The following is a 24493-nucleotide window of genomic DNA, read 5'->3' on the forward strand; positions in this document are numbered from 1 at the left end:
AGGCGCTACGTCCGCAGCGTATTGTGCAGGCTCAACAGCAGGCTCACGGCGCCCACCGAGGCCACTGTGCCCCCAAGCACCGACAAGTAGCCGTGGTGCTGCCAGCCAAGCTGCTCAGTAGCCAGCAGCACCACCACGCCCGTTCCCAACAAACGCAGCGAGGACACCATGGGCAGGTTGGCTCCCTGGGCCAAGTGCCTCAATTTGAGCGCGACAAAGCCCACAATGACTCCCATGGCGCCCCGGAGCAGCCAATCGGGCAGCACGCTAGCGGAGTGAGCGCCGGGCCACCCCTCCCCCGCCACCACCGAGCCCACCAGCAGCAGAAGCAACAACGCGTCGAAGAGCTTGCTCATCTCCAAAAGTCTAGAGTTAGTAAGAGAGGGCATTGATGAAAAGCTGAAGAGGCCTGCATGTACTTGGCTGGCAGCCAGCGGCCTCTCATCTGCATGTGCAACAGCTACATCGAAAGCCATGGGCCGCTGAGTGCCCAATGGAAAAGGAGAGCTGTGACATTGCATAAAAAAGATTAAACAGGATGAATTCAATACTCAAAGGTCCTGTCTGGCTTGGCCCAGGGCAATACCCACTTTTAGGTATATTTCCATTCGACTCCCCCTTTGCCGGTTCCCTGAACCTTGAGTGTCCTGCGTCTTGGTGCGCAAAACGCCTCCCACGAAGCTGCTGCCTTAGCCGCTAGCCTTGGTGAAACGGCGTCGAGGAAAGTGCTTTCGCCTATTAATAAAGCCGTTACAGGAAGCCGGCTTCGCCCGGTCCGACGCCCTAAGCGTCCGACCGGTTGCCGCACACGACACCCACAGGGCCGCTGACCTACAACCGGTCGGACGCATAGGGCGTCGGACCGGCAAGCGAGATATTTCCTAACCAGCTTCAATAACAGGGGTGCAGCCCTCCAATGAGACGCATGTGCACGCCCCCCACACCATTCGGACAGCGAATGAACTAGGGTGTGTGGACACTATTACTTCCTAAATAAAAAAGAACGTCATGCAGAGCGCAGCGAAGCATCTCGCGTGCCATCACTAACCAGTGACTGCGGGCGAGATGCTTCGCTGCGCTCTGCATGACGTTCTTGTGGTTTGCTGTCCACACAGCCTAGCCAATTAGGTTTCTCAGCGCGCCCTGTGCTATTTCCCGATTGAGCCGATTTTGGGCTGAATCTGAATGATGAAGCGCTTGTTGAGCGCCTCCTGGTTGCCGGTGTAGCGGCCGGCCCCGCGGAAGCCGCTGCCCGCCGCCACCACCTCCAGGTTGTTGGGGAAGCGCAGCCCGGCCTGCTCCCACAGCCGAATAACGGCCAGCGCGCGGTTGTAGCTGAGCTGGCGCACGGCCGGGCCGTCGGCGTTGCGCGGGTCGGAAGCGGGAAAGCGGAGGTCCTTGGCCGCGCGGCCTTCCACCACAATCAGGTACTGCACGCTTTCATCGTTTTTGATGGCCTGCATTTGGCTCAGCAGGAAGCGGCCGGCCTTCACCAACGGCGTTTGGGCCACGGCGGGCAGCACGGCGCTCTGCGGCGCAAACGTGACCGGGAAGTTCAGCTCGTAGCGCTTGTAGCGCTGGTTATAGATGAAATAATTGCTTTCCAGCCGCTTAAGGGCGGCTTTTATCTCGTCCAGCTTCTTCTTTTCCTGCAGCTGCACGTTCAGCTGCTTGTTGGCCGCCCGCAGGCCGGCTTCCTTGTCGTGGAACAGCTTGTAGCTGAGCACGAACATGACCAACATGGTCAGGAACAAGGCCGTCATGAGGTCCACGTAGCTGGGCCAGAAGAAATCCTTGCTCTCTTTCATTGATGGAGGTAGTCGGGATTAGTGGACAGTAGCGCGGACTTTCAGTCGGCGCCTTAAAACGGTGATAATGGCACGAAGAAGCTGACCAAACGTCCGCGTTACTTTTTGCCTAAAACATTCCGCTGAAACCAGTTTGGCTTCGTGATTTCTTCCAGCACTTTGTTGGTGCGGTCCACCTGCAGCAAGAGCTGCTGCTGCAACTGCGCATCGGCCAGCAGGCGGGCCTCCATGCGCTGCATGGCCTGCGCGGCCAAAGACGCTTGGCGCTCCTGCAGCACGTTGAGCTGCTGTTGCTGAGCCGGTAATTCGGTGAAGGGATTGAGGTACTCCGTGATTTTCTGGTAGACGTTGTTGTGGTTGAGCTCTCGGAAATGCCGTTGCCACTGCTCGTGGGCTTCGGTGGCTTCTTTCTGTAGCTCCACCAGGCGGCCGTCGAGCTCTTGGTCCATGCGGTGCACGCCCTCGCTCACGCCCTGGCGAATTTGCGCGCCCAAGTCAGCGAGTAGTTTGCCGTGCTGGCTGAAAAACGCTACTTGCTGCCGCAGCGCGTCGTCGTGCTGCTGCAGGTACTGCGGCACGCTGGCCAGGCCCTGCTCCAGCGCAGTGAGTCGGTTGAGCAGCGCCGTGATTACCTGCGCCACTTCGGCGCCGTGGGTCACGGTGTTGTTCAGCGCCTGCTGGTAGCCCAGGAATTTCTCAAAGGTCTGCGCGCTTTCGTCCACCCGGTCAAACACCTTCACGGTGGCGTTGGCCAGCTCCGAGTACCCAATTTTCTCCAATTGTTCCAGGAAGCGCTTCTGCACGCTCACGTTCTCCGTGATGCTGGCAATGAGCGGCGTGAACTCGTGAATCTTGCTGAAAAAGTCGTTCTGAATCTGGCTAAAAAACTCGGCGTTGAACGTGTCCAGCACCGACTTCAAATTGGCCATGCCGGCCTGCATATCCGAGTTCAGCTTGGGCAGCAGCGCCTTTTGCAGGTAGGTGTAGTAGGCGTTGATGTTGCGGTCGCGCACGGCGCGGGCCTGCTTCAGCAGCTGGTTGCCGGCCAGCGTAAAAGCCAGCCCGAACAAGCTGCCAACCATGGCAATGAGCACGCCCCCCAGGAAGTGCTGCACGTCGGTGTTGCTGAACGACGTGTCCAGGGCTGGGTCGGTTACCACATCAGCAAAGGGGTTCCCCACTAGCGACAACAAGCCCAGAATGGCCCCCGTGAAGGTGCCCAGCAAGCCCAAGTACAGCGGCGTGGCAATCTGGGCCTGAATCTCTTCGTCCAGGGCCTCCGCGTGGCGCTCCGAAATGTCCTTCAGGATACCAAAGTCAGCGGCCGCCCCGCGGTTGTTTTGCAGGTACTCGTTGGTGTCGGCAATGATTTGGCTGAACTCCGGCGAGGCGTCGCGGGTGATGAGCGCATCGTAATGCACCTCAAAATTCTTGTCCGGGTTGGCCGACGTGAACGGGATGGGCTGCACGGCCACCCGGCCCGCGGGCGGGTACATGGCGCTCACCCGTTCGATGAGTTGCCGGTTGCGCCAAAACACCACGGCCTGCCAGGCCACCAACGCCAGGATTAGCGCAATTTCTATAAAGAGCATAAAAAGAGGTTACAAACCGTAGAGACGCATAGTTGCGTCTCATCGTTCGCGCCGCCAGGAGTTGCCCGGGCCTTATTGTTCAACGACGAGACGCAAATATGCGTCTCCACCAGCTAGCTCAGCGCAATGCCGGCCTTCTGCACCACGTGCCAAGTGTCGTCGCGCTTTTCCAGTTTGCCCGGCGCCAGATTCTTGATGGTAGTGAACTGCTCGGTGGGCGGCAGCTCGAAGGCAAAGAATTCCTTTAGCTCCCGCACGCCGTTGCCGATGATGCGCGACTGGTCGGCCTGCGGGCTGAAGGAAAATTGCGCCGTGGTGGCGTCGGCCTGCAGCAGCGTAATGAGCAGCGGCATCTGCGGCAGCGGGTTGGGACTGAACTTGCGGTGCTCGATGCTAGGCACGTCGGGAGCAGGGGCGTAGTAATGCAATGGACCTGTGGAGGCTGCCGGTGCGGCAGCGGCAGCCGCTGCTTCCAACGCCTCCAGCGACTCAACGCGGGCATCGCGGTCAATGGGAATTTCGTTGGCCGTTGAGTCAATCAACTCCTGAATGGCGGGCGGCGTGGACGTAGGCGCCGACCACTCCACGGTCTGGCCGGTTTCCAGGGGCTGGTCGTCGCCGGCGGGCGGCCCGGTGGGCGTGCTTGGGTTCATAGCTGAACGGGGGGAAATGGCAGGCCACGACTCAGAGCGAGTCGGTTGGTTGGGCTTGTTGGATTTGTTTTTTGGCTTCCCGCCAGTCTGTGGTTTTGGCGGGACTTTCGCGGGTGGCGGCAGGTTGGGTGGCGTCTGGACCCCACGCAACGATTGCACCTTCGGGCCGCGCGGCACGTTTTCGGCCGGCTTCTTCCTGACTGGTTCGCTCACGGGTTCCGCTGCGGCAATAGAAGTCTCGGGCACAGCCGGCCGGTGCCGCGACGAACGCCGCGACCGCGACGAGCGCGACCACATGCGCGCCCCCAACACCCCCAGGGCAATGCCCCCCAGCACCCCAAGTATCAGGGGCCAGTTCGACGACTCGGCTTCCACAGCGGTGCCGGGCGCCACTACAGCGGCGGTATCCTGCACCGAGGTTAGCGGCGCCTCCCGCAGCGAATCGGCGCGGGGCTGGGCCAAAGTGGACTGCCCGCTGCCGAATACCAGCAGCCAGAGCAGCGCCCCTTGGCCCAGGTGCCTAGTTAAGCGGCTGCGCGTCATGAAGCACCTTGGATAGCTCATACAGGGCGTTTTTGAACGGCAGGAAGAATAGCGTTTCGGGCACGGTGTCGCCGTCGCGCAGCACGTCGGCGTACTGCTGCCGGTACAAGTTGAACGAGTCGCTGATGTGACGGTCAAGCGTCGCCATCACCAGGCCCGGGTCGTTTTTCACGCCCAGGTCGGCTTGCAGGCGCTTCACTTCGGGGTCTTCGAGCAGCAGCTTCAGGCAGGCGCGCACGTTGGCCAGCACGGCTTGCTTAATGTCGTCGGTCACGGCCGCGGCTTCGAGGTGGTGCTCGCCTTTGTCAGCTTGCGGGTTCTCCGGGTCCGGAGCGATGCCGACGGGGCGAACCAGCGGCGGGTCTTGCGGAATCTGGCCGGTGGCCAGCACGCCGCCGTTGGCCGTGGTTTGCTTGGGGTCGTCGGCCAGCTTGATGCGGAAGTCGGCCGGCATGGTCTGGCCCGTGGCCTTTTCCATGATGAGGCGGGCCAATTTCTCCACGGGCTGCAGGTTGGTGCCCGCCGCCAGCAGGCGCACGTATAGGCTGCCGCGGCCCGTGAAGCACAAGTAGCGCGGCAGTTGCTGGCCATTGGCCACCACCACCTGCGCCACGTGGTAAATGAGGGCGCCAAAGTGCAGATAGAATAGCACGCGCAAGTGCTCGGCCCGCAGCAGGCGCTCGCTAAAGCCCAGCAGCTGGTCGTAGTTGAACAGGAAGCTGGCCACGTCTTCGGACCCGAAATTGTCGGTTCCTTCGGCCACCAGCACGTATTCGCGGGCCCGGCGAGCGGCGGGCGACAGCACCGCGCTTTGCACCCCGGCCACGCCGAAGCGCACCAAGCCGTTGTCCTTAGCGCCGCGTACTTCAGCGCCACCGTCGCCCCACAGGTCGTTGCCGGCAAAGCGGAAGGACGTGCTCAGCACCGGCTTGCGGTCGGCGTAGAGCAGTACGTCGGTGGTGCCACCGCCGATGTCGATGAAGGCGGCGTTCTCGCCCGGCCCCAGGGTTACGATGTTGCGGCGGGTAAGGTAATAGTACGGCGCCGTGCTTTCCACCATGCAGGGCATGGAGTTGGTGGTGTGAAATATCTGGTGGAAAAGCGTGTCCCACTCGCGCTGGTACAGGTTGCGCTGGTAGGTCGAGAAGCTCAGCGGGGCAAACCAGGTGATTTGCGTGGCCGCGAGGTTGCCGCCGTTCAGGGCCACTTTCGCGCGGCACAGCAGCAGAATTTCCTGGAAGAAAGCCCGCACGCGGTTGGTGCTGGCTTGGTTCAAGCTGTTGTCCCACTTCAGGTTGGTGTGGTAGTTGGGGCGGCGCTGCTCCTCGGTGATGATGCCGAAAGCCACGTTGATGTTGCCCAACACGCTCAGTTCCTGAGTGGCGTAGTTGTTGGCCTCGTATGTGGCCGTGCGGGCCGGGAAGGCGTAGGGCGAGCTGTCTTGGCCGATTATAGGCGGCACAAACTCCCGCTCCTGGTACTGCTGCCAGCGCTTGATTTGCACGAAGTTGGCCGGGTCGTCGTCGATGCCGCGGTACAGGCGCTCGTAGGCGGTGCGGTCGGGCTCGCCGGTGCTCTTTTTCAGCAGGGCCACCGGCGTATCGGTCAGGCCGAAGCTGAACGGCTTGGGCTCCTGGCCGGGGTTGTCTTGCATGGCCACGTGGGTGTTCGTGGTGCCGAAGTCGATGGCAAAGCGGTACTCCTTGGTGCCTTGCCGCACCTCGGGCCACTTCGGAATCACCAGCGCCGAGCCGGCGGCCGGGGCGGGGTTCTGCACTTCCAGATAGTCGAAGTGGGTGCCGCGCACTTCGTAGTAGGTACTACCTTCGTCCTGGCCGGTTTTGGGGGTGCGCTCGTAGCGCGTAGCGCTCTGGCCGGTCCCGGTTTCGCCCAGCGGGCGGCCGTCCACCCAAAATTTCAGGTCGACTTTCTTAGTCACCATGCTTGGGTCGATGTTGTTGGCATCCACCAGCATGACTTTGTAAAAGTCGTTGTACTGCGGCGCGTCCACCACTTTCACAAAGGGAAACACCGACAGGGCCACGTTGGTCACCAGCAAGCGGCCGAGGTTGTCGCCCTGCGGGTTGGTGTAGTAGGCGCGTTCGTAGTCCACGTAATCGCCGCCGCTTACGGGTACCCGCAGCTTTACGCGCACGCAGGCCGGGTCCAGCTCCATGCTCAGGTGCTCGGTTAAATCCTGGGCAGAGAAGTAGTCGAAGTAGGCCGGCTTGATAGGCAGCAGTGGCCAGTTGTTGGGCTTAAAGCCGGGCGCAATCTTCAGGTAACCGCAGTGAAAGCGCGCTTCGTCCACCTCGTAGGGCACCGTGAGCAGCGTGTCTTCGAGCAAGTCGTTCACCGTGAGGTAAGGGTACGGCAGCTCCGGGCCAGGCAGCGTCCGCTCCTTGAGGGGGCGGGCATCAGCCGCGGAAATGATGGCGCCGCTGTCGGCAAACATCGTTTCGTTGAAATAGCGCTTGCCGATGGCTTTCAGGCCAGGCCGCAGCACTATGGGCAACGGGCCCGCCACGCCGGGCTTGCTGGGGCGGATAAACAGGTCCGAGTTGCGCACCGTGCCCTCGTCGGGGCGCACGCGCAGCAACACGCCGGCCACGTCAATCTGGTTGTTCGACGCGTCGGTGAGGGCGGGAAAAATGCCCAGGTTGGTGCCGCCTTCCATGGCCCACTTCTGCAGCAGGCCGCGGTCCAGGGTGTCGCGCACCAGCGGGGCCATGGCCGTCAGGGCTGGGTCGCCCACAAACTGCTGGTACACGAAGTCGCGAAACGCGGCTTCGCGGTTGGCCAGCGGCACGTAGGTGCTGTCGAAATAATAGCCACCGCCCTGGGGTCGCTGCACCGGCAGCGGGCGCACGTTGGGCGCCGGGAAAAACAGCGTGAGCGGCGAAGTGCCGCCAATGAGCTGCGGCACGCCGTTGGCGCCGGGGAAGTAAATGAGGTGCAGCTCGGTGAGCTTGGCGAAGCGGCCGTCCAGGTACAGGCTCAGCACGTCGGCCAGGGGCCGGGTGGCGGGGTTGGCGCGCAGTTTGGCCAGTTCCTCGTCCTTGCGCCAGGCCCGGATTTGCAGGCGCTGGCTGGCCAGCTTGCGCTGGTGGTAGTTGAACACCATTTCCCACACGTCCCAGAAGTGGCTCACCAGTTGGTGATACACCGAGTCCTGGGCTGCACCACCTTGCGTTACAAACCGCAACGCGGTTTCCACCAAGTGCATGCGCGCAAACGGCGACGGGATGGACACCGCCACCTTGGCGGCGCGCCCACCTTGCGGGTCGCGCAGCCGCTCCACCTCGTGGGGACCAATTTTACCAGTGGGCCCCCACCCTTCGTGGGTGCTGGAGCCGGTATCGTGCAAACGCAGGATTTTAGCCATGAAAGTTACTTTCGGTCAGGTGGCGCGTGTCGTAGAGCGTACGTCAGTCATTGCGAGGGCGCAGCCCGTGGCAATCCGTCCTGTTCTCAGCGCGTCACCTATTTGATGTAATGAGTTTAAAATTGGTGAAGCAGTTAGTCCTGCTTCAACTTAAGTAAAAAGCTAGTCACGACTCGAGACTGGTCACTTAGGGAGGAAGGATTGCTTCGCTCCGCTCGCAATGACTTAAGGTCGCGCGAGCCGCCTACGAATACTGGAGCTTCTTATCCAAAATCTCTCCGGTGGCTTCCTCAAACGCCTTCACTATCCAGCGCAAGGCCTCATTCTCGGTCGGGTTCTTCAAGGTATCCTTGCCTACAGCCTTGGTCAGCTCGTCGCGGAAGTAGCCCGGCGTGATGCCTTTGTTGAAAATGCCGGTTTCGACCGATTTGTCGGCTACCATTTTATTGAAGTCCATTTCCTCGGCCCGAATGGCGGTGTAGCGGCGCTGGTTCACGCCCAGCTCCCGAATCCACTCGTTGTACTCGCCGAAGAAGTCGTACAGCTCGCGCAGGGCGCGGTTGTTGCGCAATTGCGCCGCTAGGTCGCCAGCCTCGTAGTAAGGCGCTTTGGCGTCGTCGGGCGTGTGCTTGAGGAAGTAGCGCGCGAAGTAATGCAGCTGAATGAGCGGGCGGGCCACCTCCTGGCGCAAGTCGGCGGGCAACTGGCCGAAGTCCACCTCGGCAGCGTCCGACTTGAGGCCGTATTCGTGGAAAAGCGGCTGGTTGGTGTCGAGCTGATTGTCGGGCACCTCCATGAAGTGCTGCACCGACAGCGCGCCCAGCATTTCCAGCAAGTGGGCCTGGTTGCGCTGCTCGGCGCGGCCGGGATGGTTGGCCAGCGGCTGGCCGGGCTGGTCGCCCAGGTAGTACATGGCCTCCAGCCCTTGCAGGTTGTCGGCGTAGTACGACAGGGCAGTTTTGGTCTTCGTGATGAAGGTATTTGAGTCGATGAAGTCCTGGCCGGCGGCCTTTTCATCGGCCGACGGCTCCTGCAGCTTGAAGTAGGGCAGCATCACCAAGGCACCGGCTTTCATGCGGCGGCGCACTTCGGGGTGGGCCAGGGCCGAATTGGAATCGCGCAGGTTTTTCACCAGCAGCGGGAAGCCAGCGGCGCCCGTGCCGCCAAAAATTGAGCTGATAAAGAAGGCGCGGTCGCCGTCTTGCAGGCTCTGGGCGAGGTAGCGCATTTCCTTGGATTGCACCACGGCATTCAGCACCACCGAGCCTACGTTGGGCGAACCGCGGAAACCCACGTCCAGGTTGGCCGCCAGGCTGTCCTGGGTAAAGAGCAAATCGACCAGGCCCTGCGTTTCCACCGAGAGGTCGTTGTATTTCAGGTAATCCCGGAAGGGCTGGCTGATGCCGCCGAAGTCGTACACGAACGAGTCGCGCAGCTCCTCGCCGCCCCCGCTGGTGTTCAGGTGGGCCAGCGTGTTCATGGGCTGGCTGAAGAAGCCGGCCTTTTCCTTCTGGCCGTCGCTGTACAGGGCCTCGTGAATGCGAGCGTAGCGCTTGAGCAAGGCCACGGTGCGGGTCACGTCGCCGTTTTGGGTGTCGGGGTCGATGAGGACGGGCACCACTTGGTCGCAATTGGGAATGCGCACGCCCGAGGCCAGCAGCATGGTGAGGGAGCGCAGGACGCGTGCTCCGGTGCCGCCCACGGCAAAGATGAATAGTTTGGACATAGCGTTGAAAATAGCGCGAAGCTCCAGCTTCGCGTGTCGTTAACCGACTGGCTTTAAGACTTAATTGCAGGCCGCACTTCGGCGCGGCCAATACGCGAAGCTGGAGCTTCGCGCTACATTACTAGAACGGTCCCACAAAAGGCGTAGTGCGTGCATAGGTGCTCCACCGTTTCAGCAGCACCGAGAACAGCAGGAACCACAGCGCGGCCACCACCATGTTCACCACCATAAAGTAACCCAGGTAGCTGCTGGCTTCGGCGCCGTGCCCTTTGCTCAGGCTGTGGGCCATAAACGTGCCCAGGCCCGCGGCCAGAGCCAGGGTGAGCACCCAGTGCGTGGTACGGAACATGCCCGTTCGCAGGGCCGAATTGAACACATAGTAGAAAGCGAGTACCAGCAACAGGGCCACGCCGAGGGTGCTCCAGCCTACCAGCGAAAACAGGTCGGTTTTGTACAGGCCGTAGTCGGCCGGGCGCTGGCTTTGAAAGATGGAAATGAGGGCCGAATACAGGCTGGTGAAGAATGTTTGCATTGGGTATTGGTTGTCAGTTGTTCGTTGTCGGTTGTCAGGCTTCGGTGTCGTCAGCCCTCAGAGCAACCTGACAACTGACAACGAGCACCTGACAACTAATCTTTCTTAATCGGAAGCTGAACCGTGAATACGGGCGCCAGCGGGGTTGGGTACGATTGGCGGACGCCCGCCAGAATTTGGTCGAGGCCAAACGTGCGGGACGCCGGCGTATTGTCGTTGCTAGTCGACCACGCCGCCACCCACTCCGGCGTTTCCGGCGCGGGCAGCGCCACGCTGAGCGTGGCCGTGGGGCTGGCCAGCTTGCTCACCCGCAGCCGCAGCACGTGCGTGTACGGCGCCAGCACCGGCTGCCCGCTCTGCTCGTCTTCCGTGAGCGGACGCACCGAGTTGGGCACCAGCGACGCCTGGCCGTTGGGCAAGCGCACCTGCAGATGTTGGGCCAAAAATGCCGGTTGTTGCCACGCCGCGGGCAATTCTTTTAAATTAACCCCCACCGTAAAATCAACTGGGTCGTCCGACACGTTCAGCGTAAGGCCGTTGCCCTCGCCGTACACGCTGCCGCTGGGCTTCAGTTTTACGTCGGTCAGTTTGGTGAGCACGGGCGCAAAAGCCGGCGTGGTCGTCTTCAACCCAAAGAAGGCCTGCTGGACCGGCGCATTCTTAAATACTTCCGCCGAATAGCGGGCCACCAACGCGGGCGGGCCAATCACCCACACGTAGTACGGCACTTTTTCGCCGTTGAGGGTACGCTTGGCCATAGGCGTTTTCACGGCCGGGTGGTAGGTGCCGTAAAATTTTGAGGTTTCGCCAAACACGGCCACGGCCAGTTGCTGCTGGCTGACGGGCGCAATGGACGTGCGAATTAGGTTGGGCAGCTGCGAAAAATCCGACTTGCGGGCCGGCCCATAAATGAAGTCCGATATCACCACGCTCACCTGCTGCGGGGCTTGCGGCATACTCAGAATGCCTTCCAGCATCTGCGGCAGCTCGGTGCCGAGGGCGGCCTGGTTCACTTCGCCCTGCACCACGTCGCGCAGCTGCGCAAACTGCACGGCACGCGGCGCGGCGTTTTCACACAAGTAGTACTTGCGGTTGGCCACGGCCCCGCTCACCTGGGTTTCGGTTAGGAGGGCCCCGATGCGCCGCTGAAACTCCGTGGCGGGCTTGTCGGCCCCTCCGCGCGGCACAAAGCCTCTCATGCCCCCCGAATACTCCAGGAAGACGCTCACATTTAAAGGAGCCGCCTGCTCAGCGGCAGGTGCTGCTGCGGTGGGCTTTGTTCCTTTGGCCGGTTTGCTGGCGGTGTTTTCACTCGGTTCGGAGCCGCAGCTACTCACGGCTGCCATCACGCCCAAAAGCGCACTCAGACGCCGGAAACCGGCAAAAAAACGCGCGGCCGGACGCCCCGCAGAATCAAATAGTGGCATAGTACAAGCGCTAGGCTAGATTTTGGCGAAGTATAGGCATTACGCAGCGAAGTGCCCCGCGGCCGAAACTTGGCCGCTAAACGCAAGCGCCCCCCTAATGGTACCCGCGGCGGCATTCATTTCATTATTGAAATACGTATTAATTCACTGCTAAAAACGTGTTGCAGTGAATTAAATAACGGGAGCCGTAGAATGCGGGCAACCAGCTACGCGCCTTTGGGTGAGGCAGTAAAGTCGACCCAGTGCGCAGAGCGCAGCACTGCGTCGGACACTTCAGCTTAAATTTGTAGCGCTACAAATACCAATACCCAAACTAAGTACTAATATCGTCCTGCGGTTCAGCCGTTCATTTCCTTTGTTTTTCGTGCTGCTATGCGCCTCATTGCTTTTCGCCCCGAGTACCAGCTCACGGTAGACGACACCAAAAATCTCATTTTTTACCAGAATTTCGAACCGATGCAAGAGGCTACGGCCTTGCCGCATTACCTCGAAGACTGGCACGCGGCCCTGGCCACGGTGAAGCCCGGCTTCACCATCCTCAGCGACATGCAGGTCATCAACCACGGCAGCCCGCAATTGCACACCAGCTTTAAAACCGTGGAGCAGCTGATAGTGGAACGCAGCGTGCGGATGGTGGCCGAAATTCACGTACCCGGCGTCTCGACCGGCCGCCGGGCTGCCGCCGTTACCACCAGCCTGGCCATGCCCGTGCGCCAGTTTCTCAACTTGTGGGACGCGGCCCAGTTTCTCGACGAATTAAACGCCGTGCCCGAAGTTAACCTGGCGGAAGTTGGCTAGGCTGAAGTCGATTTTGTGCGCTGGGCCAACGATTTAGGCCGTCGGGTTGTTATCAGGCGGGTCGCGTTGGCGGCCCCGGCCGTGGGCCGTACCTTTGCATTGCGGCGCCCCGTGGCGGGTGGCCGCGTTGAACCCGGCGCCTGTCCAGGCCCCTATTTGCGACTATGTCCAATACGATTTCCACCGATATCTGCATTATCGGAGCCGGCCCAGTGGGCCTTTTCGCCGTTTTTGAAGCGGGTTTGTTGAAGCTTCGCTGCCACGTGGTCGACGCGCTGCCCCAGCCCGGTGGCCAGCTGTCCGAAATCTATCCAAAAAAGCCGATTTACGACATTCCGGGTTTCCCCGAAATCCTGGCCGGCGACTTGGTAGACAACCTCATGAAGCAGATTGAGCCCTTTCACCCCACCTTCACGCTGGGTGAGCGGGTGGAGCGGTTTGCGAAACTGGAGGACGGCTCTTTCCAGCTCTACACCACCGACGGCACCGAAATTCAGTGCAAGGCCGTGGCCATTGCCGGCGGCCTGGGCTCGTTCGAGCCGCGCAAGCCGGCCGTGGAAAACCTGGAGCAGTTTGAGGGCGGCAAAGGCGTGCACTACATGGTGCGCGACCCCGAGCATTTCCGCGACAAGAAAATTGTCATCGCCGGCGGCGGCGACTCAGCCCTCGACTGGACCAACTTCCTCGCCAACGTGGCTTCGGACGTGACCCTCGTGCACCGCGGCACCACCTTCCGCGGCGCCGCCGACTCGGCCGAGAAAGTGCAGAAACTGGCCGAAGCCGGCAAAATCAAGCTCGTGCTCAGCTCCAACGTTACGCACCTGCACGGCAACGGCAAGCTGGCCGAAGTGACCATCACCGGCAACGACGGCAAAGCCGAAACCGTGCCGCTCGACCACTTTATCCCGCTTTTCGGCCTCACGCCCAAGCTCGGCCCCATCGGCGAGTGGGGCTTGGAGCTGGAGAACGATGCCGTAAAAGTTGACACATTGGACTACAGCACCTCGCTGCCCGGCGTGTTCGCCATCGGCGACATCAACACCTACCCGGGCAAGCTCAAGCTCATCCTTTGCGGCTTCCACGAGGCCGCGCTAATGTGCCAGGGCGCGTTCAAATACATTTTCCCCGACAAGAAATACACCCTCAAATACACGACGGTGAACGGGGTGCCATCCATGTAAACTGGTGGACCAATAGTCAGAATGAGCGAGGCCGAAGCATTTCTCCTGCGCCACTAATCAAGGTTAGTGCAACAGGGAAATGCTTCGGCTTCGCTCATTCTGACGTTATTTTGGGTGCTACAACCAACCAATTCATGCAAGAAGATATCCGCGTTTACGTCGAAGAAGCCCCCGGACAGCGCACCGAAATTGTGGGCCCCACCGACATGGGCCTTAGCCTCATGGAACTGTTGAAAGCCAGCGGCTACGACATCATGGCCACTTGCGGCGGCATGGCGCTGTGCGCTACCTGCCATGTGGAAGTGCTGGCCGGACCCGCCCTGCCCGAGCCCGGCGACGACGAATTGGATATGCTGGAAACCTTGCCCGTGGTGCACGAAGGCAGCCGTCTCAGCTGCCAGATTCGCCTCACGCCCCACACTGACGGCTTGGTGGTACGCCTCGCTCCCACCGGCGCCTGAGTTAGTTCTCTTGCCTGATAGCAGGCTGGACTTGTTTTGGTTACTGATTCTTTTACATCTAGGCCAGGAGCTGGCGCATGCGTTCTTTAGCAAGCTCTGACAGTGCGGGCCCGGTGGTTTCCCTGGCGGCGGCCGCAGCGCGAGCTAGGTCGGCAACGAGCACCGTTTGCTCGGCGTAGCGGTTGCAGTAGGGACAGTACTGCAGGTGCAACAGCAGGCCAGCGCGCACTTCCTTGGCCACGGGTCGGTCGGCCTGCTCTTCGAGCAGCAGGGTCGCGCTTTGGCAAGTAATGAGTCGTTGCATAAACAGAGGTTAATTCTTGCCCAAGCCGTGCTTTTCCAGGCAGCGGCGCAACTGCAGTTTGGCCCGGTGTACGATAATCCAGTAGTTGGCGGCCGTCAAACCCAGCTCTTTACAAATTTCCTCGGCGGATAATTCCTCCACAAAGCGCATGACAAACACGGCTCCTTGCTGCGGCGGCAGCCGGCCTTGGCAGCGCTGCAGGATGTCGTGCTGCTCGGCTTGTTCCAACGCCGCGTCGGCGCTGAGCCAGCTGGCGGGCGCCTGGGCATCGGCCCAATGCCCGGTTTCGGGGTCAAAGAAATCTGCTTCTGTTGGGCCGGTTTCGCCGATTGCGTCCAGGCTGACGTGGATGCTCCGGGCTTGGCGACGGTAGTAATCGATGATTTTGCGGCGCAGAATAACGAAAAGCCACGTCCGTTCCGACGCCTCGGCCCGAAAGGTGGCCAAGCCGTCGAGGGCGCTCAAGAAGGTTTCCTGCACCAGTTCTTCGGCGGCCACGGCATCGCTCACCCGGCTCAGGGCAAAGCGGTAGAGCTCGTCGCCGTAACGGTCGGGCCACTGGGCCGGAACTGGGAGAGATGAAGTCATGTAGCGCGACGCAAAGGCCAGCAAAAGCCGCATCGCAAGATTACAACTGTGCTGGCAAACAACCGCCGCAGCCGAAGCTTCCCTTCATCAACAAGGCCTTCGTCTCACGTGAGACGAAGGCCTTGTTGGCATCAATCGCAGAACGGCAGGACGGTGTTAGTCGCGCTTGTTGGCTTGCTCGCTGGTAGCGCCCCCGCCATCGGCGGCGGCGGCCCCTTTGGCGTCCTTGGGGGCCTCCGTGTTGTTGAATACTTCCACCACCAGCTTCCAGCCGGCCACGGCCTCCCGTTTCCAGATGCGCAGGTAGCTGCCGTTTTCCTCGGCGTGTTTGGGCGTTGCCTCGCGGCGGAATTCGCCCACCACGTAGCCCAGGTCGCCGCCCGCCGCCAGGTAGCCGCCGGTGGGCGCAAAGAAGTAGCGGCCTTCCAAGTTTTTCATGTTGGCCGCGGCAGCTTCGCCTTGCATCATCGACAGGCCGGGGCGGTAGAGGCGGGCCTCGGCGCTCAGGTATTGCTGATACGTGGCGCCGGGTTTCATCATCTCCGCTTCTGAAAACTTGCGGTCGAGGTCGAGCACCACGCTCGAGGGCGCGGTGCTCGGAGTGGCCGCCGCCGCCAGCAAACGGGGCTGGGGCACGGTGGCGGGCTTGGCGGGCGCGGTGCCAATGCGCTGAATGCCCATGTCCACCACAAATTTCCACTTGCCGTCGGGCTGCTTGCGCCACACGGTCACGTATTCGCCGTCGGCCTGGGGCTTGTCGTTCTGAAAAGAGGTCCAGGGGCCGGTGGTGTACCCAAGGTCGCCCGATTGAGCGGCATCGGCCAGCACCGGGTACCACGTCAGGCGGCTGCCGGACTTTGCCGGTTGCGCCTTCCAGAACTCTTGCGCATTCACCAATTTGCCGTTGTCGGCCACCAGGGCGTTGGGGGCGCTGTTGGCAACAAATGCAGCCGTGGTGCCTGCTTGCGCGGCCTGGGCGGCGAAGGATTGTTCGGCTTCAACCACGGCTTGCCGGGTTGACTGTGCATATGACGAGAAGGATATTGTGAGGGCGAGCGCGGCGCCCATAGCCAACTGATTCTTCATAAGATACAAGGATAAGTAATTCTTTAAGCCAAGTTACGGTTTCCGGGATAATTACAATTGCTATTTAACGAGTATTTACAAAAAAATGCCTTTCTTGCGGTCAAATTCACTTTTAATACTCGATTTAGTCAATTTCTTTCCGTTGTTTTTCTTGCTTTTATGAAACTAGCCGACCTCACTGCCCGTGCCCGCCGCATTCGCCTTGTTTTAACCGATTGCGACGGGGTGCTCACCGACAGCGGCGTGTACTATTCCGAGCGCGGCGAGGAAATGAAGCGCTTCAATATCCGCGACGGCATGGGGGTGGAACGGCTGCGCGCGCTTGGCATCGCCACGGGCATCATGACCGGCGAGTTGTCGCCGTCGGTGCGCACCCGCGCGGCCAAGCTTCGCATTGAAGAGCTCCACTTGGGCATCAAAGACAAGCCCGCTTGCCTGCGGGAAATCCTGGCCCGGACCGGCTTGCAGCCCGAAGAAGTTGCCTTCATCGGCGACGACACCAACGACGTGGAAATACTAGGCATGGTGGGCCTGGCGGCATGCCCCGGCGACGCCACGTCCTTTGCCCGGGCCGTGGCCGACTTTCATTGCCAGGCGGCCGGAGGCCACGGCTGCTTCCGCGAGTTAGCCGAATTCATCATCGCCGCGCGAGAACGGTGAGATGGTGCGTGGTGAGGTGGCGAGTTTGCTGTTTTGACGGCGCAACAGGCGCGGCTTGAACAGCAAACTCACCACGCACCATCTCACTGCTTAATCGGGCAACAGGCCTTGGCGCGCCGCCAGTTTGATGAGGGCGGCGGTGTTGCGCGTCTGGGTTTTGTCCATGATGTTTTGGCGGTGCGTTTCCACGGTGCGCTTGCTGGTGAACAGTCTCACCGCGATTTCGGCGTTGGTGAGGCCTTCGGCCACCAAGCCCAGCACTTCCATTTCGCGCTTGCTCAGGCCCAGGGCGGCGCGGGCGGCCTCGCTGTCGGCGGGAACGCTGGTGTGAAAACGCCCCAGCAAGGCCAGCCCGATGGCCGAGCACAGGAACGGGCGGCCCGCCGCCACCGTGGTCAGGCCGTGCAGCAGCTCGCTGGGCAGCGTGCTTTTAAGGATGTAGCCGTGCACGCCCAGGTCGAAGGCCCGGGCCACGTAGTGTTCGTTGGTGAGGTCGCCTTGCGCCAGCACGCGCACCTGTGGGTACTGTCCGCGCAGGGCGGGCAGCAGCGCAAAGGCATCGGGACCGGGCAGGCTCAGGTTGAGCAACACCACGTCGGCGGGCGTCGTTTCCAGCAGGGCCAGCAGTTCGTCGCCGGTAGTTGCCTCCCCTACCACCGCCACGTCCTTGGCAGCTTCCATCCCGATGCGCAGTGCCTCACGCGTCAGAGTGTGGCCATCGGTGAGAAGCAAAAGAATCATAAAGTAGCGGCAAACGACAAACTAAAAGACTCATTTTAGCGGAAAGTGAGCCGCTAAGTCCATTTTGAGCACCTCGAAAGTACAGCTTCGGAAAAGTCAACCCTCGAATTCAGCGGCAAAAGCCGTATAAATCCCGGCAAAAAAGTACTCTATGCGGGGTGATTTGGTACAAATACGGAGCCTAGTTTTGCGTATAGCCTCTTTGGCCCACCTTTGTGCGCTGGCTTTTTCCGCTACCCCCTTTTCCGTTACCCCCTTTTCTATTCCCCCGCTATGACCCGCATCCTTCTTGCTGACGACCACACTATTTTGCGCGACGGCATCCGAGCCCTGCTTTCCGCCGACGGCGACCTCGAAGTGGTGGGCGAAGCCAGCAACGGCGCCGAGGTGCTGGCCATGTTGGAAACGACGCCCGCCGACGTGGTGCTCATGGACGTGCAAATGCCCGTGCTCGACGGCTTTGCCACCATGCCCGAGCTGCGCCGCCGGTTTCCCGAGGTGCGCGTGCTGGTGCTCACCATGCTCGACCACGAAAACTACGTGGCGCGCATGTTTGACGCGGGGGCCCTGGGGTACGTGCTGAAAAACGCCGCCATCAGCGAAATCACGCACGCCATTCGCACGGTGGCCGGGGGCAACCAGTTTTTGTGCACGGAAATTGGCCTCAACATGCTCTACAAAGCCGTGGCGCAAACGGCCAGCGTCAGCATCGACGACAGCGGCAGCAATTCGGGTTCCGACTTGACCGCCCGCGAACTGGAGGTGCTCAAGCTCATTGCCGAAGGCCTGACGAACGGCGAAATCTCCGACAAACTGTTCACCAGCAAGCGCACCATCGAAACGCACCGCCAAAACATCATCGCCAAAACCCAGGCCAAGAACACCGCCGCCCTCATCAAGCTAGCCGTGAGCCGGGGACTGATTTCTTAATGACTACCAATTAATGGTGAATGACAAGCGCACTATCTACCACTAGCTGTTTACCATTTACAATAGCCCGCCCACGGCGCTGATGCTCAGGGTCACAATGGCGGTGTTGAAGCCGAAGGAGATGATGGCGTGCAGCAGGGCGGTGCGGCGCTGCCGCCGGCCGGGAATGGTGACGTCGGCGGTTTGGGCGGCCATGCCGATGGTGAAGGCAAAGTAGGCGAAGTCGAGGTAGTCGGGCTCGGGGTCTTGGCCGGGAAATTCCAGGCCGCCGGTGTCGCCGCCGCGTTGCTCGTCGGCGTCGTAGTAAATGTGGGCGTAGTGCAGCGTGAACACGGTGTGCACCAGCAGCCACGACTCCAACACCGCGGCCACGCACAGGGCCACGTGGCGGGTGAGCGCCGCGCGCGACATGGAGTCGAGCGTGCCCAGCAAGGCCACCACGGCCAGCAAACTCGCCACCGCCGACACCAGCACAAACACAAACGCCAGCACGCGGCCGAGGTCTTCGCCGTTGGCCACTTTGCGAATGGTAGCAGCATCGGCCGTGAACATGGCCGCCGCAATAATGAGCAGCGTGCTGGCCGCATACACGTCCCAAGCGGCTACTGAGCGGCTGAGGGCGTCCTCCCCGGCCGGAGCCAGGGCCCACGCCGCGGCGCCCAGCCCCAACCCAATCAGTAGCCGGTACTTGGCAGGAATCTGCCCGATGAGGTGGACAACTCGGAAAACGGCGGAAGGAGAAGATGGCGGCACGGCCTGCAAAGTAACGCCCTGCGGCATGAGCGCCGCGGCGGCGTTGGCGCGGCGGGTAGTGCGCAACTCCTCGCTGCCGTTGCTTCCTTTGTGGCCTTCGCCGTCATTGCTCTGCTTATGAACTCCGCTCCCCTTTCCGGCCTGTACGCCCCCTCCCTCGCCCTCGTCACCGACTTGTACCAGCTCACGATGGCCTACGGCTACTGGCAGCAGGGCATGCAGGACCGCGAAGCGGTGTTTCACCTCTACTTCCGCAAAGCCCCGTTTCAGGGCGGCTACGCGGTAGCGGCCGGCCTGGCCCTGGCCGTGGACTGGATGGAAAACCTGCGCTTTTCGGACGACGACCTGGCTTATTTGGGCAGCCTGCGCGGCAGCAAAGGCGGGGTGCTGTTTCCGCCGGAGTTTCTGGAGTATTTGCGGGCCCTGAAATTTACCTGCGACGTGGACGCGGTGCCGGAAGGCACGGTAGTCTTCGGCAACGAGCCCTTGATTCGGGTGCGCGGGCCGTTACTACAGGCCCAGCTGCTGGAAACGGCGCTGCTCACGCTCGTCAATTTCCAAACGCTGATTGCCACCAAGGCGGCCCGCATCCGCGAGGCCGCTGGGCCTTCGGACCAGATTCTGGAGTTTGGCCTGCGGCGAGCGCAGGGATTTGACGGTGGCATTGGGGCCAGCCGGGCCGCGTATTTGGGCGGGGCCGACGCCACCAGCAACGTGCTGGCCGGGCAACGGTTTGGCATTCCGGTGAAAGGCACGCACGCTCACAGTTGGGTGCAGGCATTTGGCGACGAAACCGAGGCCTTCTCGGCCTACGGGCAGGCCTTCCCCGACGACTCGGTGTTCCTGGTAGATACCTACGACACGATAGAAGGCGTGCGCCGGGCCATTCACGTGGCCCGCGAAATGCGCGCCAAGGGCCACGAGCTGGCCGGCATTCGGCTCGATTCGGGCGACTTGGCCTACCTCAGCCGCGAGGCCCGCGCCGTGCTCGACGAAGCCGGTTTCCCCAACACGCGCATCGTGGCCAGCAATGACTTGGAGGAAAATCTCATTACCAGCCTCAAGCAGCAGGGTGCCCGCATCGATACCTGGGGCGTGGGCACGCAGCTCGTGACGGCCTATAACCAAGCGGCGCTAGGAGGAGTGTATAAGCTGGCTGCCCTGCGCAAAGCCGACGACTCGGGCTGGGATTTCACCATCAAGCTCTCGGAGCAAGTAGCCAAAACCAGCATCCCCGGCATCCTGCAAGTGCGGCGCTACCTCAATGAGTATGGCAAGCCCCGCGCCGACATGCTCTACAACACCGCCGAGCCCCTCCCCGACCAGCTAACCATCGTTGACCCCGCCGACTACACCCGCCGCCTAGCCATCAAGCCCGAAACGAAGTTCAAGGAACTGCTGGAGCCCGTATTCCGGGAAGGCAAACGCGTGCTGGACCTCCCCACCCTCACAGAAAGCCGGGCCCACGCCCAGCGCGAAGTGCAAAGCCTGGACCCCAGCATCCGCCGCTTCCTCAACCCCCACACCTACCCCGTGGGCTTGGAGAAAAACCTGTGCGACTACCGCACGCAGCTCATTCTGGACAAGAAGCCGGTGCGGGGGGCGTAGTGCAGTCTGGGTTTGTCTGAACTCGTCTTCTATTATAAAGCAATTTGTGCAAGTTCGTTAACTCGATAATTACTCTGGCATTCTTTAATTAGTAAGAGGCAAACACCAATGTGGAAGAGCTTGATTTCGGTATTAGTGCTGTGCGTGGGTTGCCAGCTGGGCAGGAACACCAGTCAACTGACGAGTCCAAAGCCACACACTATTTTGGTAAAAGGCTCCCTGATTGGCACGCGCGACACGACTGATTTGCTGACGGGCGTACGCGTTGTTTTCACCCGGCGCTTACCTAACGGCACACATGAAGTCGTTATCGACTCGCAGGGCACTGGGCACTATCAAGTTCGTTTGACCACAGGCGTGACGTACATAGGTGCAATGAGATGGCGCAACTGTGACATTGAAGCGCAAGTAGTCCCTATTCCAATAGAGAAGCCTTCTTTTGTTATGGTAAAGAACTTCTACATGTCTTATCCCGACAGCACCCATTACGGAGGTTGTACAGCCGAATGGGAAAAAGCTCGTTACCACAAATAGACTATGCGTACCGCAGCTCTCCCGAGTCCACCCGCAACGTCACGCCGCTTTCAGCGGTAAGGTACCCCGCCACCTGCGCCGCGTAACCATTGCTTTCCAGCGAGGCCACCACGGCGGCGGCGGAAGCTTCTTCCGTCACGATGAGCATGCCGGTGCCCATGTTCCAGTAGAGGTAGGCGGTTTCGGGGCTGAGGTCACCGATTTCACAGAGGCGCTGCATGGCCGGCAGGGGCTCGAATAGGTTGTCCAGCACCGCGCCGAGGCCGTTTTTGAGGACGCGTTTGAAGTTGTCGGCCACGCCGCCACCGGTGATGTGGGCGGCACCGTGCAAGGGCAGGCCGGCGTCGAGCAGGGCCGCCACGCCGGGCGAATAAATGAGCGAGGGCGCGAGCATGGCGTCGCCCCAGGTGGCGTATTGGTCGGCGTCGGTCCCGTCGTAGGGCGCCTCGTGCCAGTTGTCGCCGAAGAGGCGCTGCAGGGTTTTGCGGGCCAGCGAGTAGCCGTTGGAGCGGAAAGAGGGCGACTGGATGGCCACCACGGCCATGCCGGCTTGAGCGGTGTGGCCGCTCAGGGGGCGCGCCAGGCTGGGGTGCAGGCTGCCGATGGCCGTGGAGCACCAGTTAAAATTCATTTTTGCGCCGGGCCAGCCGCCAATGCGGTTGCCGAGTTCCGCGATTTCACCGCCGGTGATGGCGAGTTGGGCGAAGTTGCAGGCGTCGTGCAGGCCGCGCATCATCTGGTCCACCACGTCGTAGTCGAGGTGGTTCACGTCGATGATGTTGGAGAGGTTGGTGGGCACGAAACCGGCCACGATGAGGTCGTCGGCGGTCATGGCCACCAGGTCGAAGCCCAGCGTGTCGTAGCGGCCCACGCGCTCGGCCACTTCAATCTTGGTCCCGATGCCGTCGGAGCTGATGCCGAGGCGGGCGTTGCCAAAGCGGATTTCGTTGGCAAAGCCGCCGTCGAGGTCCTGGGCAGCTTCGCCGGGCTTACCGGCGCGGTTGGCGAAGGTCTTTTTGGCCCAGCCGTAGGCATTGCGGGAAGCGGCGTTGCCTTCTTCAATGGAGTAGCCGGCGGGGTTGTTTTTGGTGTCGTTCATGGTGGGGGCCTCACCCCCGGCCCCTCTCCGGTGGAGGGGGAGCCACGGCGGCGCGGACGATTTTGATTGATTTAACAGTTTACCTAATCAGGAATTGGCTTGTGGTGATTTAGGTCCAATAGCAATGGCTTTGGGAACCCGGTTACGGTATATAAATCCACTTATGCTACCGTTATAGCTTTTCCCGTTGTACCGATTTTTTATGTATGGTCGCCCGCCATCGCCAGGAGAGAACTCCGTACATAAATACGCTTCCTCTTCTGCATCCAATTCGCGCACAGTGCCGTCAGATTCAACATACACATAGGCAAATCCCTGCTCTTTCCGCAACGGAATGAAATACTTCAAATAACCGAATACTGCCCCAACCACCGCTAGAACAATTACCACGGCAATCAAATAAAAGAATGTCGTTTTCAGGAATACGAATGGGTGTTCCGAATCCATAAGCGCGTTGATAATAGCCATGCAAATAGCCGTTGCAAGCACACGACCAATGACCTTTTTCGCAAACCGGCCCATTACCAAAATTTAAATTAATGCTCAGTCGGCGCGGGCGCTTTCGCACTCACCGACTGGCCTTTTTTATCGCCGCGATGGCTGGCGCGCTCTTCCTGCACGTGGCGCAGGTAATGGGTCACGTCGCCGGTGGGGTACTTGCCGGAGAAGCAGGCGAAGCAGCTGCCGCCGTGGCCTTTCTCTTCGGAGAACAGCTCCTGGAGGTCCTGTAAGTCCTGGTAGATAACCCGGTCGGCTTCGATGTAGCGGCAGATTTCGTCTTCGGTGTAGTTGGCGGCAATCAGCTCGGTGCTCATGGCCATGTCGATGCCGTAGATGCAGGGCGAGACGATGGGCGGGGCGCTGGAAATGAAGTAGACCTCGGAGGCGCCGGCGTCGCGCAGCAAGCGCACGATGCGGCGCGACGTGGTGCCGCGCACGATGCTGTCGTCCACCACGGCAATCTTTTTACCTTCCACAAATTCGCGGATGGGGTTCAGCTTCTTCTTCACCACGTCCTCGCGCCCGGCTTGGGTGGCCACGATGAAGGAGCGGCCCATGTGGTTATTCTTCACCAGCGCCCGGCGGTAGGGCACGCCGATTGCCTCGGCCAAACCGGAAGCGGAGAAGTAGCCCGAGGAAGGCACGTCAATCACCATGTCGGGCTTGAGGCCAGCATTTGACACTTTGCGGGCCAGTATTTTGCCCAGGCGCACCCGCTCGCGGGCCACCAAGCGGCCGTGGATGGTGGAGTCTTCGCGGGCAAAGTAAATCTGCTCGAAGGCGCAGAAATTCTTGGGCAGCTCGTAGGGGTTCTTGTAGTGAACCTGGTAGTCGTTGTCGATGAATATGGCTTGGCCTGGGCCCACGTTCTCCACGAATTCAAAGCCCAGAAAATCGAAGCAGGTGCTTTCCGAAGCGAAGGCGTAGACCGGGCCGGTGGCGCTTTCGCGGCGGCCCAACACCAGCGGCCGAATGGCCAGCGGGTCGGTGAAGGCCAGCAGGCCGTGACCGGCAATGAGTGTGATGGTGGCATAGGCGCCCTTCACCAGCTCCTGGGTGGTTTCCACGGCGTCGAAAATGTCGACGACGGAGAGGTGGTCGAGGTCTTTCACGCGCAGCTCCGAAGCGAAGGTGTACATGATGAGCTCCAGGTCGTTGGTGGTTTTGGGCAGCACGTGGTACTTGTCGTGCAGGCGCTTGGCCACGTCGCGGAAGTTGATGACGTTGCCGTTGTGCACCATCGCCAGGCCGAAGGGGTAGCTGGTGGTGAAGGGCTGGGCCAGGTTGGAATCGTTGGCGCCCTGCGTGGTGTAGCGCACGTGGCCGATGCCGCTGTTGCCCTTCAGCTTCTTCAGGTGCTTTTTCTTGAACACGTCGTTCACCAAGCCCTGACCCTTGTGCAGGTGAAACGACGTGCCGTCGAACGTGGCGATGCCGGCCGCGTCCTGCCCGCGGTGCTGCAGGGCGGTGAGGCCCACCACCATGTCGGCAACAACATCGTCAGGACCGTGAAAACCTACTATTCCGCACATATCAATTGGAGTTATTTCTGGTCAATAAAAACGTCATGTCGAGCGCAGCCG

22 protein-coding genes are annotated in these 24493 nt (G+C 60.9%); 6 read left to right on the forward strand and 16 right to left on the reverse strand.

Going from position 1 to position 24493, the window contains the following annotated elements:
• Window positions 1-5: 5 nt before the first annotated feature.
• From VF629_RS13775 to VF629_RS13810, 8 genes are all read right to left on the reverse strand, one after another.
• Window positions 6-389: a hypothetical protein gene (locus VF629_RS13775; protein ID WP_331059068.1), complete on the reverse strand. Its 384-nt coding sequence runs from the start codon at window positions 387-389 to the stop codon at window positions 6-8.
• A 759-nt stretch (window positions 390-1148) separates the two neighbouring features.
• Window positions 1149-1808: a hypothetical protein gene (locus tag VF629_RS13780; RefSeq protein ID WP_331059069.1), complete on the reverse strand. Its 660-nt coding sequence runs from the start codon at window positions 1806-1808 to the stop codon at window positions 1149-1151.
• Between the two features lie 98 nt (window positions 1809-1906).
• A complete protein-coding gene (locus VF629_RS13785) occupies window positions 1907-3400 on the reverse strand; it encodes a hypothetical protein (RefSeq protein WP_331059070.1) in 1494 nt (497 codons plus the stop codon).
• Window positions 3401-3513: 113 nt separating this feature from the next.
• Window positions 3514-4596, reverse strand: coding sequence for a hypothetical protein (locus VF629_RS13790; RefSeq protein ID WP_331059071.1), 1083 nt, complete (start codon window positions 4594-4596; stop codon window positions 3514-3516).
• Window positions 4574-7981 carry a hypothetical protein gene (locus VF629_RS13795; RefSeq protein WP_331059072.1) on the reverse strand — a complete coding sequence of 1136 codons (3408 nt, stop codon included), beginning with the start codon at window positions 7979-7981 and terminating at the stop codon, window positions 4574-4576. Before VF629_RS13795 ends, VF629_RS13790 begins: the two co-directional genes overlap by 23 nt.
• A gap of 244 nt (window positions 7982-8225) precedes the next feature.
• Window positions 8226-9707, reverse strand: a complete 1482-nt coding sequence (locus tag VF629_RS13800) for a hypothetical protein (protein ID WP_331059073.1) — start codon at window positions 9705-9707, stop codon at window positions 8226-8228.
• A gap of 121 nt (window positions 9708-9828) precedes the next feature.
• Window positions 9829-10239 (reverse strand): hypothetical protein, encoded by a 411-nt coding sequence (locus VF629_RS13805; RefSeq protein ID WP_331059074.1) that lies wholly within the window; start codon window positions 10237-10239, stop codon window positions 9829-9831.
• A 95-nt stretch (window positions 10240-10334) separates the two neighbouring features.
• On the reverse strand, window positions 10335-11468 hold the full coding sequence (locus VF629_RS13810; protein ID WP_331059075.1) for a hypothetical protein: 1134 nt from the start codon (window positions 11466-11468) through the stop codon (window positions 10335-10337).
• 570 nt (window positions 11469-12038) lie between these two features.
• Here VF629_RS13810 and VF629_RS13815 point away from each other — a divergent pair.
• The 3 genes from VF629_RS13815 to VF629_RS13825 all read left to right on the forward strand — a co-directional run bounded on the left by VF629_RS13815 (window position 12039) and on the right by VF629_RS13825 (window position 14106).
• A complete protein-coding gene (locus VF629_RS13815; protein WP_331059076.1) occupies window positions 12039-12464 on the forward strand; it encodes a hypothetical protein in 426 nt (141 codons plus the stop codon).
• A 164-nt stretch (window positions 12465-12628) separates the two neighbouring features.
• A complete protein-coding gene (locus VF629_RS13820; RefSeq protein WP_331059077.1) occupies window positions 12629-13645 on the forward strand; it encodes an NAD(P)/FAD-dependent oxidoreductase in 1017 nt (338 codons plus the stop codon).
• 134 nt (window positions 13646-13779) lie between these two features.
• The gene (locus VF629_RS13825) at window positions 13780-14106 is read left to right on the forward strand and encodes a 2Fe-2S iron-sulfur cluster-binding protein (RefSeq protein ID WP_331059078.1); all 327 of its coding nucleotides are present in this window, start codon (window positions 13780-13782) and stop codon (window positions 14104-14106) included.
• 58 nt (window positions 14107-14164) lie between these two features.
• Here VF629_RS13825 and VF629_RS13830 read toward each other — a convergent pair whose 3' ends face one another.
• From VF629_RS13830 to VF629_RS13840, 3 genes are all read right to left on the reverse strand, one after another.
• Entirely contained in the window at window positions 14165-14410 is a 246-nt protein-coding gene (locus tag VF629_RS13830) for a hypothetical protein (RefSeq protein WP_331059079.1), read from the reverse strand.
• A 9-nt stretch (window positions 14411-14419) separates the two neighbouring features.
• Window positions 14420-14998 carry a sigma-70 family RNA polymerase sigma factor gene (locus tag VF629_RS13835; RefSeq protein WP_331059080.1) on the reverse strand — a complete coding sequence of 193 codons (579 nt, stop codon included), beginning with the start codon at window positions 14996-14998 and terminating at the stop codon, window positions 14420-14422.
• Window positions 14999-15154: 156 nt separating this feature from the next.
• A complete protein-coding gene (locus tag VF629_RS13840) occupies window positions 15155-16084 on the reverse strand; it encodes a hypothetical protein (RefSeq protein ID WP_331059081.1) in 930 nt (309 codons plus the stop codon).
• 159 nt (window positions 16085-16243) lie between these two features.
• On the opposite strand from VF629_RS13840, the gene VF629_RS13845 reads away from it, so the two are divergent.
• Window positions 16244-16744, forward strand: a complete 501-nt coding sequence (locus VF629_RS13845; protein WP_331059082.1) for an HAD-IIIA family hydrolase — start codon at window positions 16244-16246, stop codon at window positions 16742-16744.
• A gap of 90 nt (window positions 16745-16834) precedes the next feature.
• On the opposite strand, the gene VF629_RS13850 is transcribed toward VF629_RS13845, so the two are convergent.
• On the reverse strand, window positions 16835-17485 hold the full coding sequence (locus VF629_RS13850; RefSeq protein ID WP_331059083.1) for a response regulator transcription factor: 651 nt from the start codon (window positions 17483-17485) through the stop codon (window positions 16835-16837).
• A 273-nt stretch (window positions 17486-17758) separates the two neighbouring features.
• Between VF629_RS13850 and VF629_RS13855 the strand changes: the two genes are divergently transcribed.
• Complete coding sequence (locus tag VF629_RS13855) at window positions 17759-18415, forward strand: response regulator transcription factor (protein ID WP_331059084.1); 657 nt, start codon at window positions 17759-17761, stop codon at window positions 18413-18415.
• Between the two features lie 57 nt (window positions 18416-18472).
• Here VF629_RS13855 and VF629_RS13860 read toward each other — a convergent pair whose 3' ends face one another.
• Window positions 18473-19234 (reverse strand): DUF1345 domain-containing protein, encoded by a 762-nt coding sequence (locus VF629_RS13860; RefSeq protein ID WP_331059085.1) that lies wholly within the window; start codon window positions 19232-19234, stop codon window positions 18473-18475.
• A gap of 51 nt (window positions 19235-19285) precedes the next feature.
• Here VF629_RS13860 and VF629_RS13865 point away from each other — a divergent pair, with 51 nt between their 5' ends.
• Window positions 19286-20776: a nicotinate phosphoribosyltransferase gene (locus tag VF629_RS13865; RefSeq protein WP_331059086.1), complete on the forward strand. Its 1491-nt coding sequence runs from the start codon at window positions 19286-19288 to the stop codon at window positions 20774-20776.
• 535 nt (window positions 20777-21311) lie between these two features.
• Here VF629_RS13865 and VF629_RS13870 read toward each other — a convergent pair.
• From VF629_RS13870 to purF, 3 genes are all read right to left on the reverse strand, one after another.
• Window positions 21312-22409 carry an AIR synthase-related protein gene (locus VF629_RS13870; protein WP_331059087.1) on the reverse strand — a complete coding sequence of 366 codons (1098 nt, stop codon included), beginning with the start codon at window positions 22407-22409 and terminating at the stop codon, window positions 21312-21314.
• 87 nt (window positions 22410-22496) lie between these two features.
• Window positions 22497-22877, reverse strand: coding sequence for a hypothetical protein (locus VF629_RS13875; RefSeq protein ID WP_331059088.1), 381 nt, complete (start codon window positions 22875-22877; stop codon window positions 22497-22499).
• A gap of 68 nt (window positions 22878-22945) precedes the next feature.
• Window positions 22946-24442, reverse strand: a complete 1497-nt coding sequence (purF, locus tag VF629_RS13880; protein WP_331059089.1) for an amidophosphoribosyltransferase — start codon at window positions 24440-24442, stop codon at window positions 22946-22948.
• Window positions 24443-24493 lie beyond the last annotated feature (51 nt).

Source organism: Hymenobacter sp. (assembly GCF_036388155.1).
Taxonomy (GTDB): domain Bacteria; phylum Bacteroidota; class Bacteroidia; order Cytophagales; family Hymenobacteraceae; genus Hymenobacter.

Bases quoted from the DNA above. Each gene is read 5' to 3' on its own strand.
- VF629_RS13835 (WP_331059080.1), bottom strand. From the start codon at position 14,998: ATGACTTCATCTCTCCCAGTTCCGGCCCAGTGGCCCGACCGTTACGGC.
- VF629_RS13875 (WP_331059088.1), bottom strand. From the start codon at position 22,877: ATGGCTATTATCAACGCGCTTATGGATTCGGAACACCCATTCGTATTC.
- VF629_RS13850 (WP_331059083.1), bottom strand. From the start codon at position 17,485: ATGATTCTTTTGCTTCTCACCGATGGCCACACTCTGACGCGTGAGGCA.
- VF629_RS13845 (WP_331059082.1), top strand. From the start codon at position 16,244: ATGAAACTAGCCGACCTCACTGCCCGTGCCCGCCGCATTCGCCTTGTT.
- VF629_RS13840 (WP_331059081.1), bottom strand. From the start codon at position 16,084: ATGAAGAATCAGTTGGCTATGGGCGCCGCGCTCGCCCTCACAATATCC.
- VF629_RS13825 (WP_331059078.1), top strand. From the start codon at position 13,780: ATGCAAGAAGATATCCGCGTTTACGTCGAAGAAGCCCCCGGACAGCGC.
- VF629_RS13795 (WP_331059072.1), bottom strand. From the start codon at position 7,981: ATGGCTAAAATCCTGCGTTTGCACGATACCGGCTCCAGCACCCACGAA.
- purF (WP_331059089.1), bottom strand. From the start codon at position 24,442: ATGTGCGGAATAGTAGGTTTTCACGGTCCTGACGATGTTGTTGCCGAC.
- VF629_RS13820 (WP_331059077.1), top strand. From the start codon at position 12,629: ATGTCCAATACGATTTCCACCGATATCTGCATTATCGGAGCCGGCCCA.
- VF629_RS13870 (WP_331059087.1), bottom strand. From the start codon at position 22,409: ATGAACGACACCAAAAACAACCCCGCCGGCTACTCCATTGAAGAAGGC.
- VF629_RS13790 (WP_331059071.1), bottom strand. From the start codon at position 4,596: ATGACGCGCAGCCGCTTAACTAGGCACCTGGGCCAAGGGGCGCTGCTC.
- VF629_RS13855 (WP_331059084.1), top strand. From the start codon at position 17,759: ATGACCCGCATCCTTCTTGCTGACGACCACACTATTTTGCGCGACGGC.
- VF629_RS13865 (WP_331059086.1), top strand. From the start codon at position 19,286: ATGAACTCCGCTCCCCTTTCCGGCCTGTACGCCCCCTCCCTCGCCCTC.
- VF629_RS13815 (WP_331059076.1), top strand. From the start codon at position 12,039: ATGCGCCTCATTGCTTTTCGCCCCGAGTACCAGCTCACGGTAGACGAC.
- VF629_RS13785 (WP_331059070.1), bottom strand. From the start codon at position 3,400: ATGCTCTTTATAGAAATTGCGCTAATCCTGGCGTTGGTGGCCTGGCAG.
- VF629_RS13775 (WP_331059068.1), bottom strand. From the start codon at position 389: ATGCCCTCTCTTACTAACTCTAGACTTTTGGAGATGAGCAAGCTCTTC.
- VF629_RS13805 (WP_331059074.1), bottom strand. From the start codon at position 10,239: ATGCAAACATTCTTCACCAGCCTGTATTCGGCCCTCATTTCCATCTTT.
- VF629_RS13800 (WP_331059073.1), bottom strand. From the start codon at position 9,707: ATGTCCAAACTATTCATCTTTGCCGTGGGCGGCACCGGAGCACGCGTC.
- VF629_RS13830 (WP_331059079.1), bottom strand. From the start codon at position 14,410: ATGCAACGACTCATTACTTGCCAAAGCGCGACCCTGCTGCTCGAAGAG.
- VF629_RS13780 (WP_331059069.1), bottom strand. From the start codon at position 1,808: ATGAAAGAGAGCAAGGATTTCTTCTGGCCCAGCTACGTGGACCTCATG.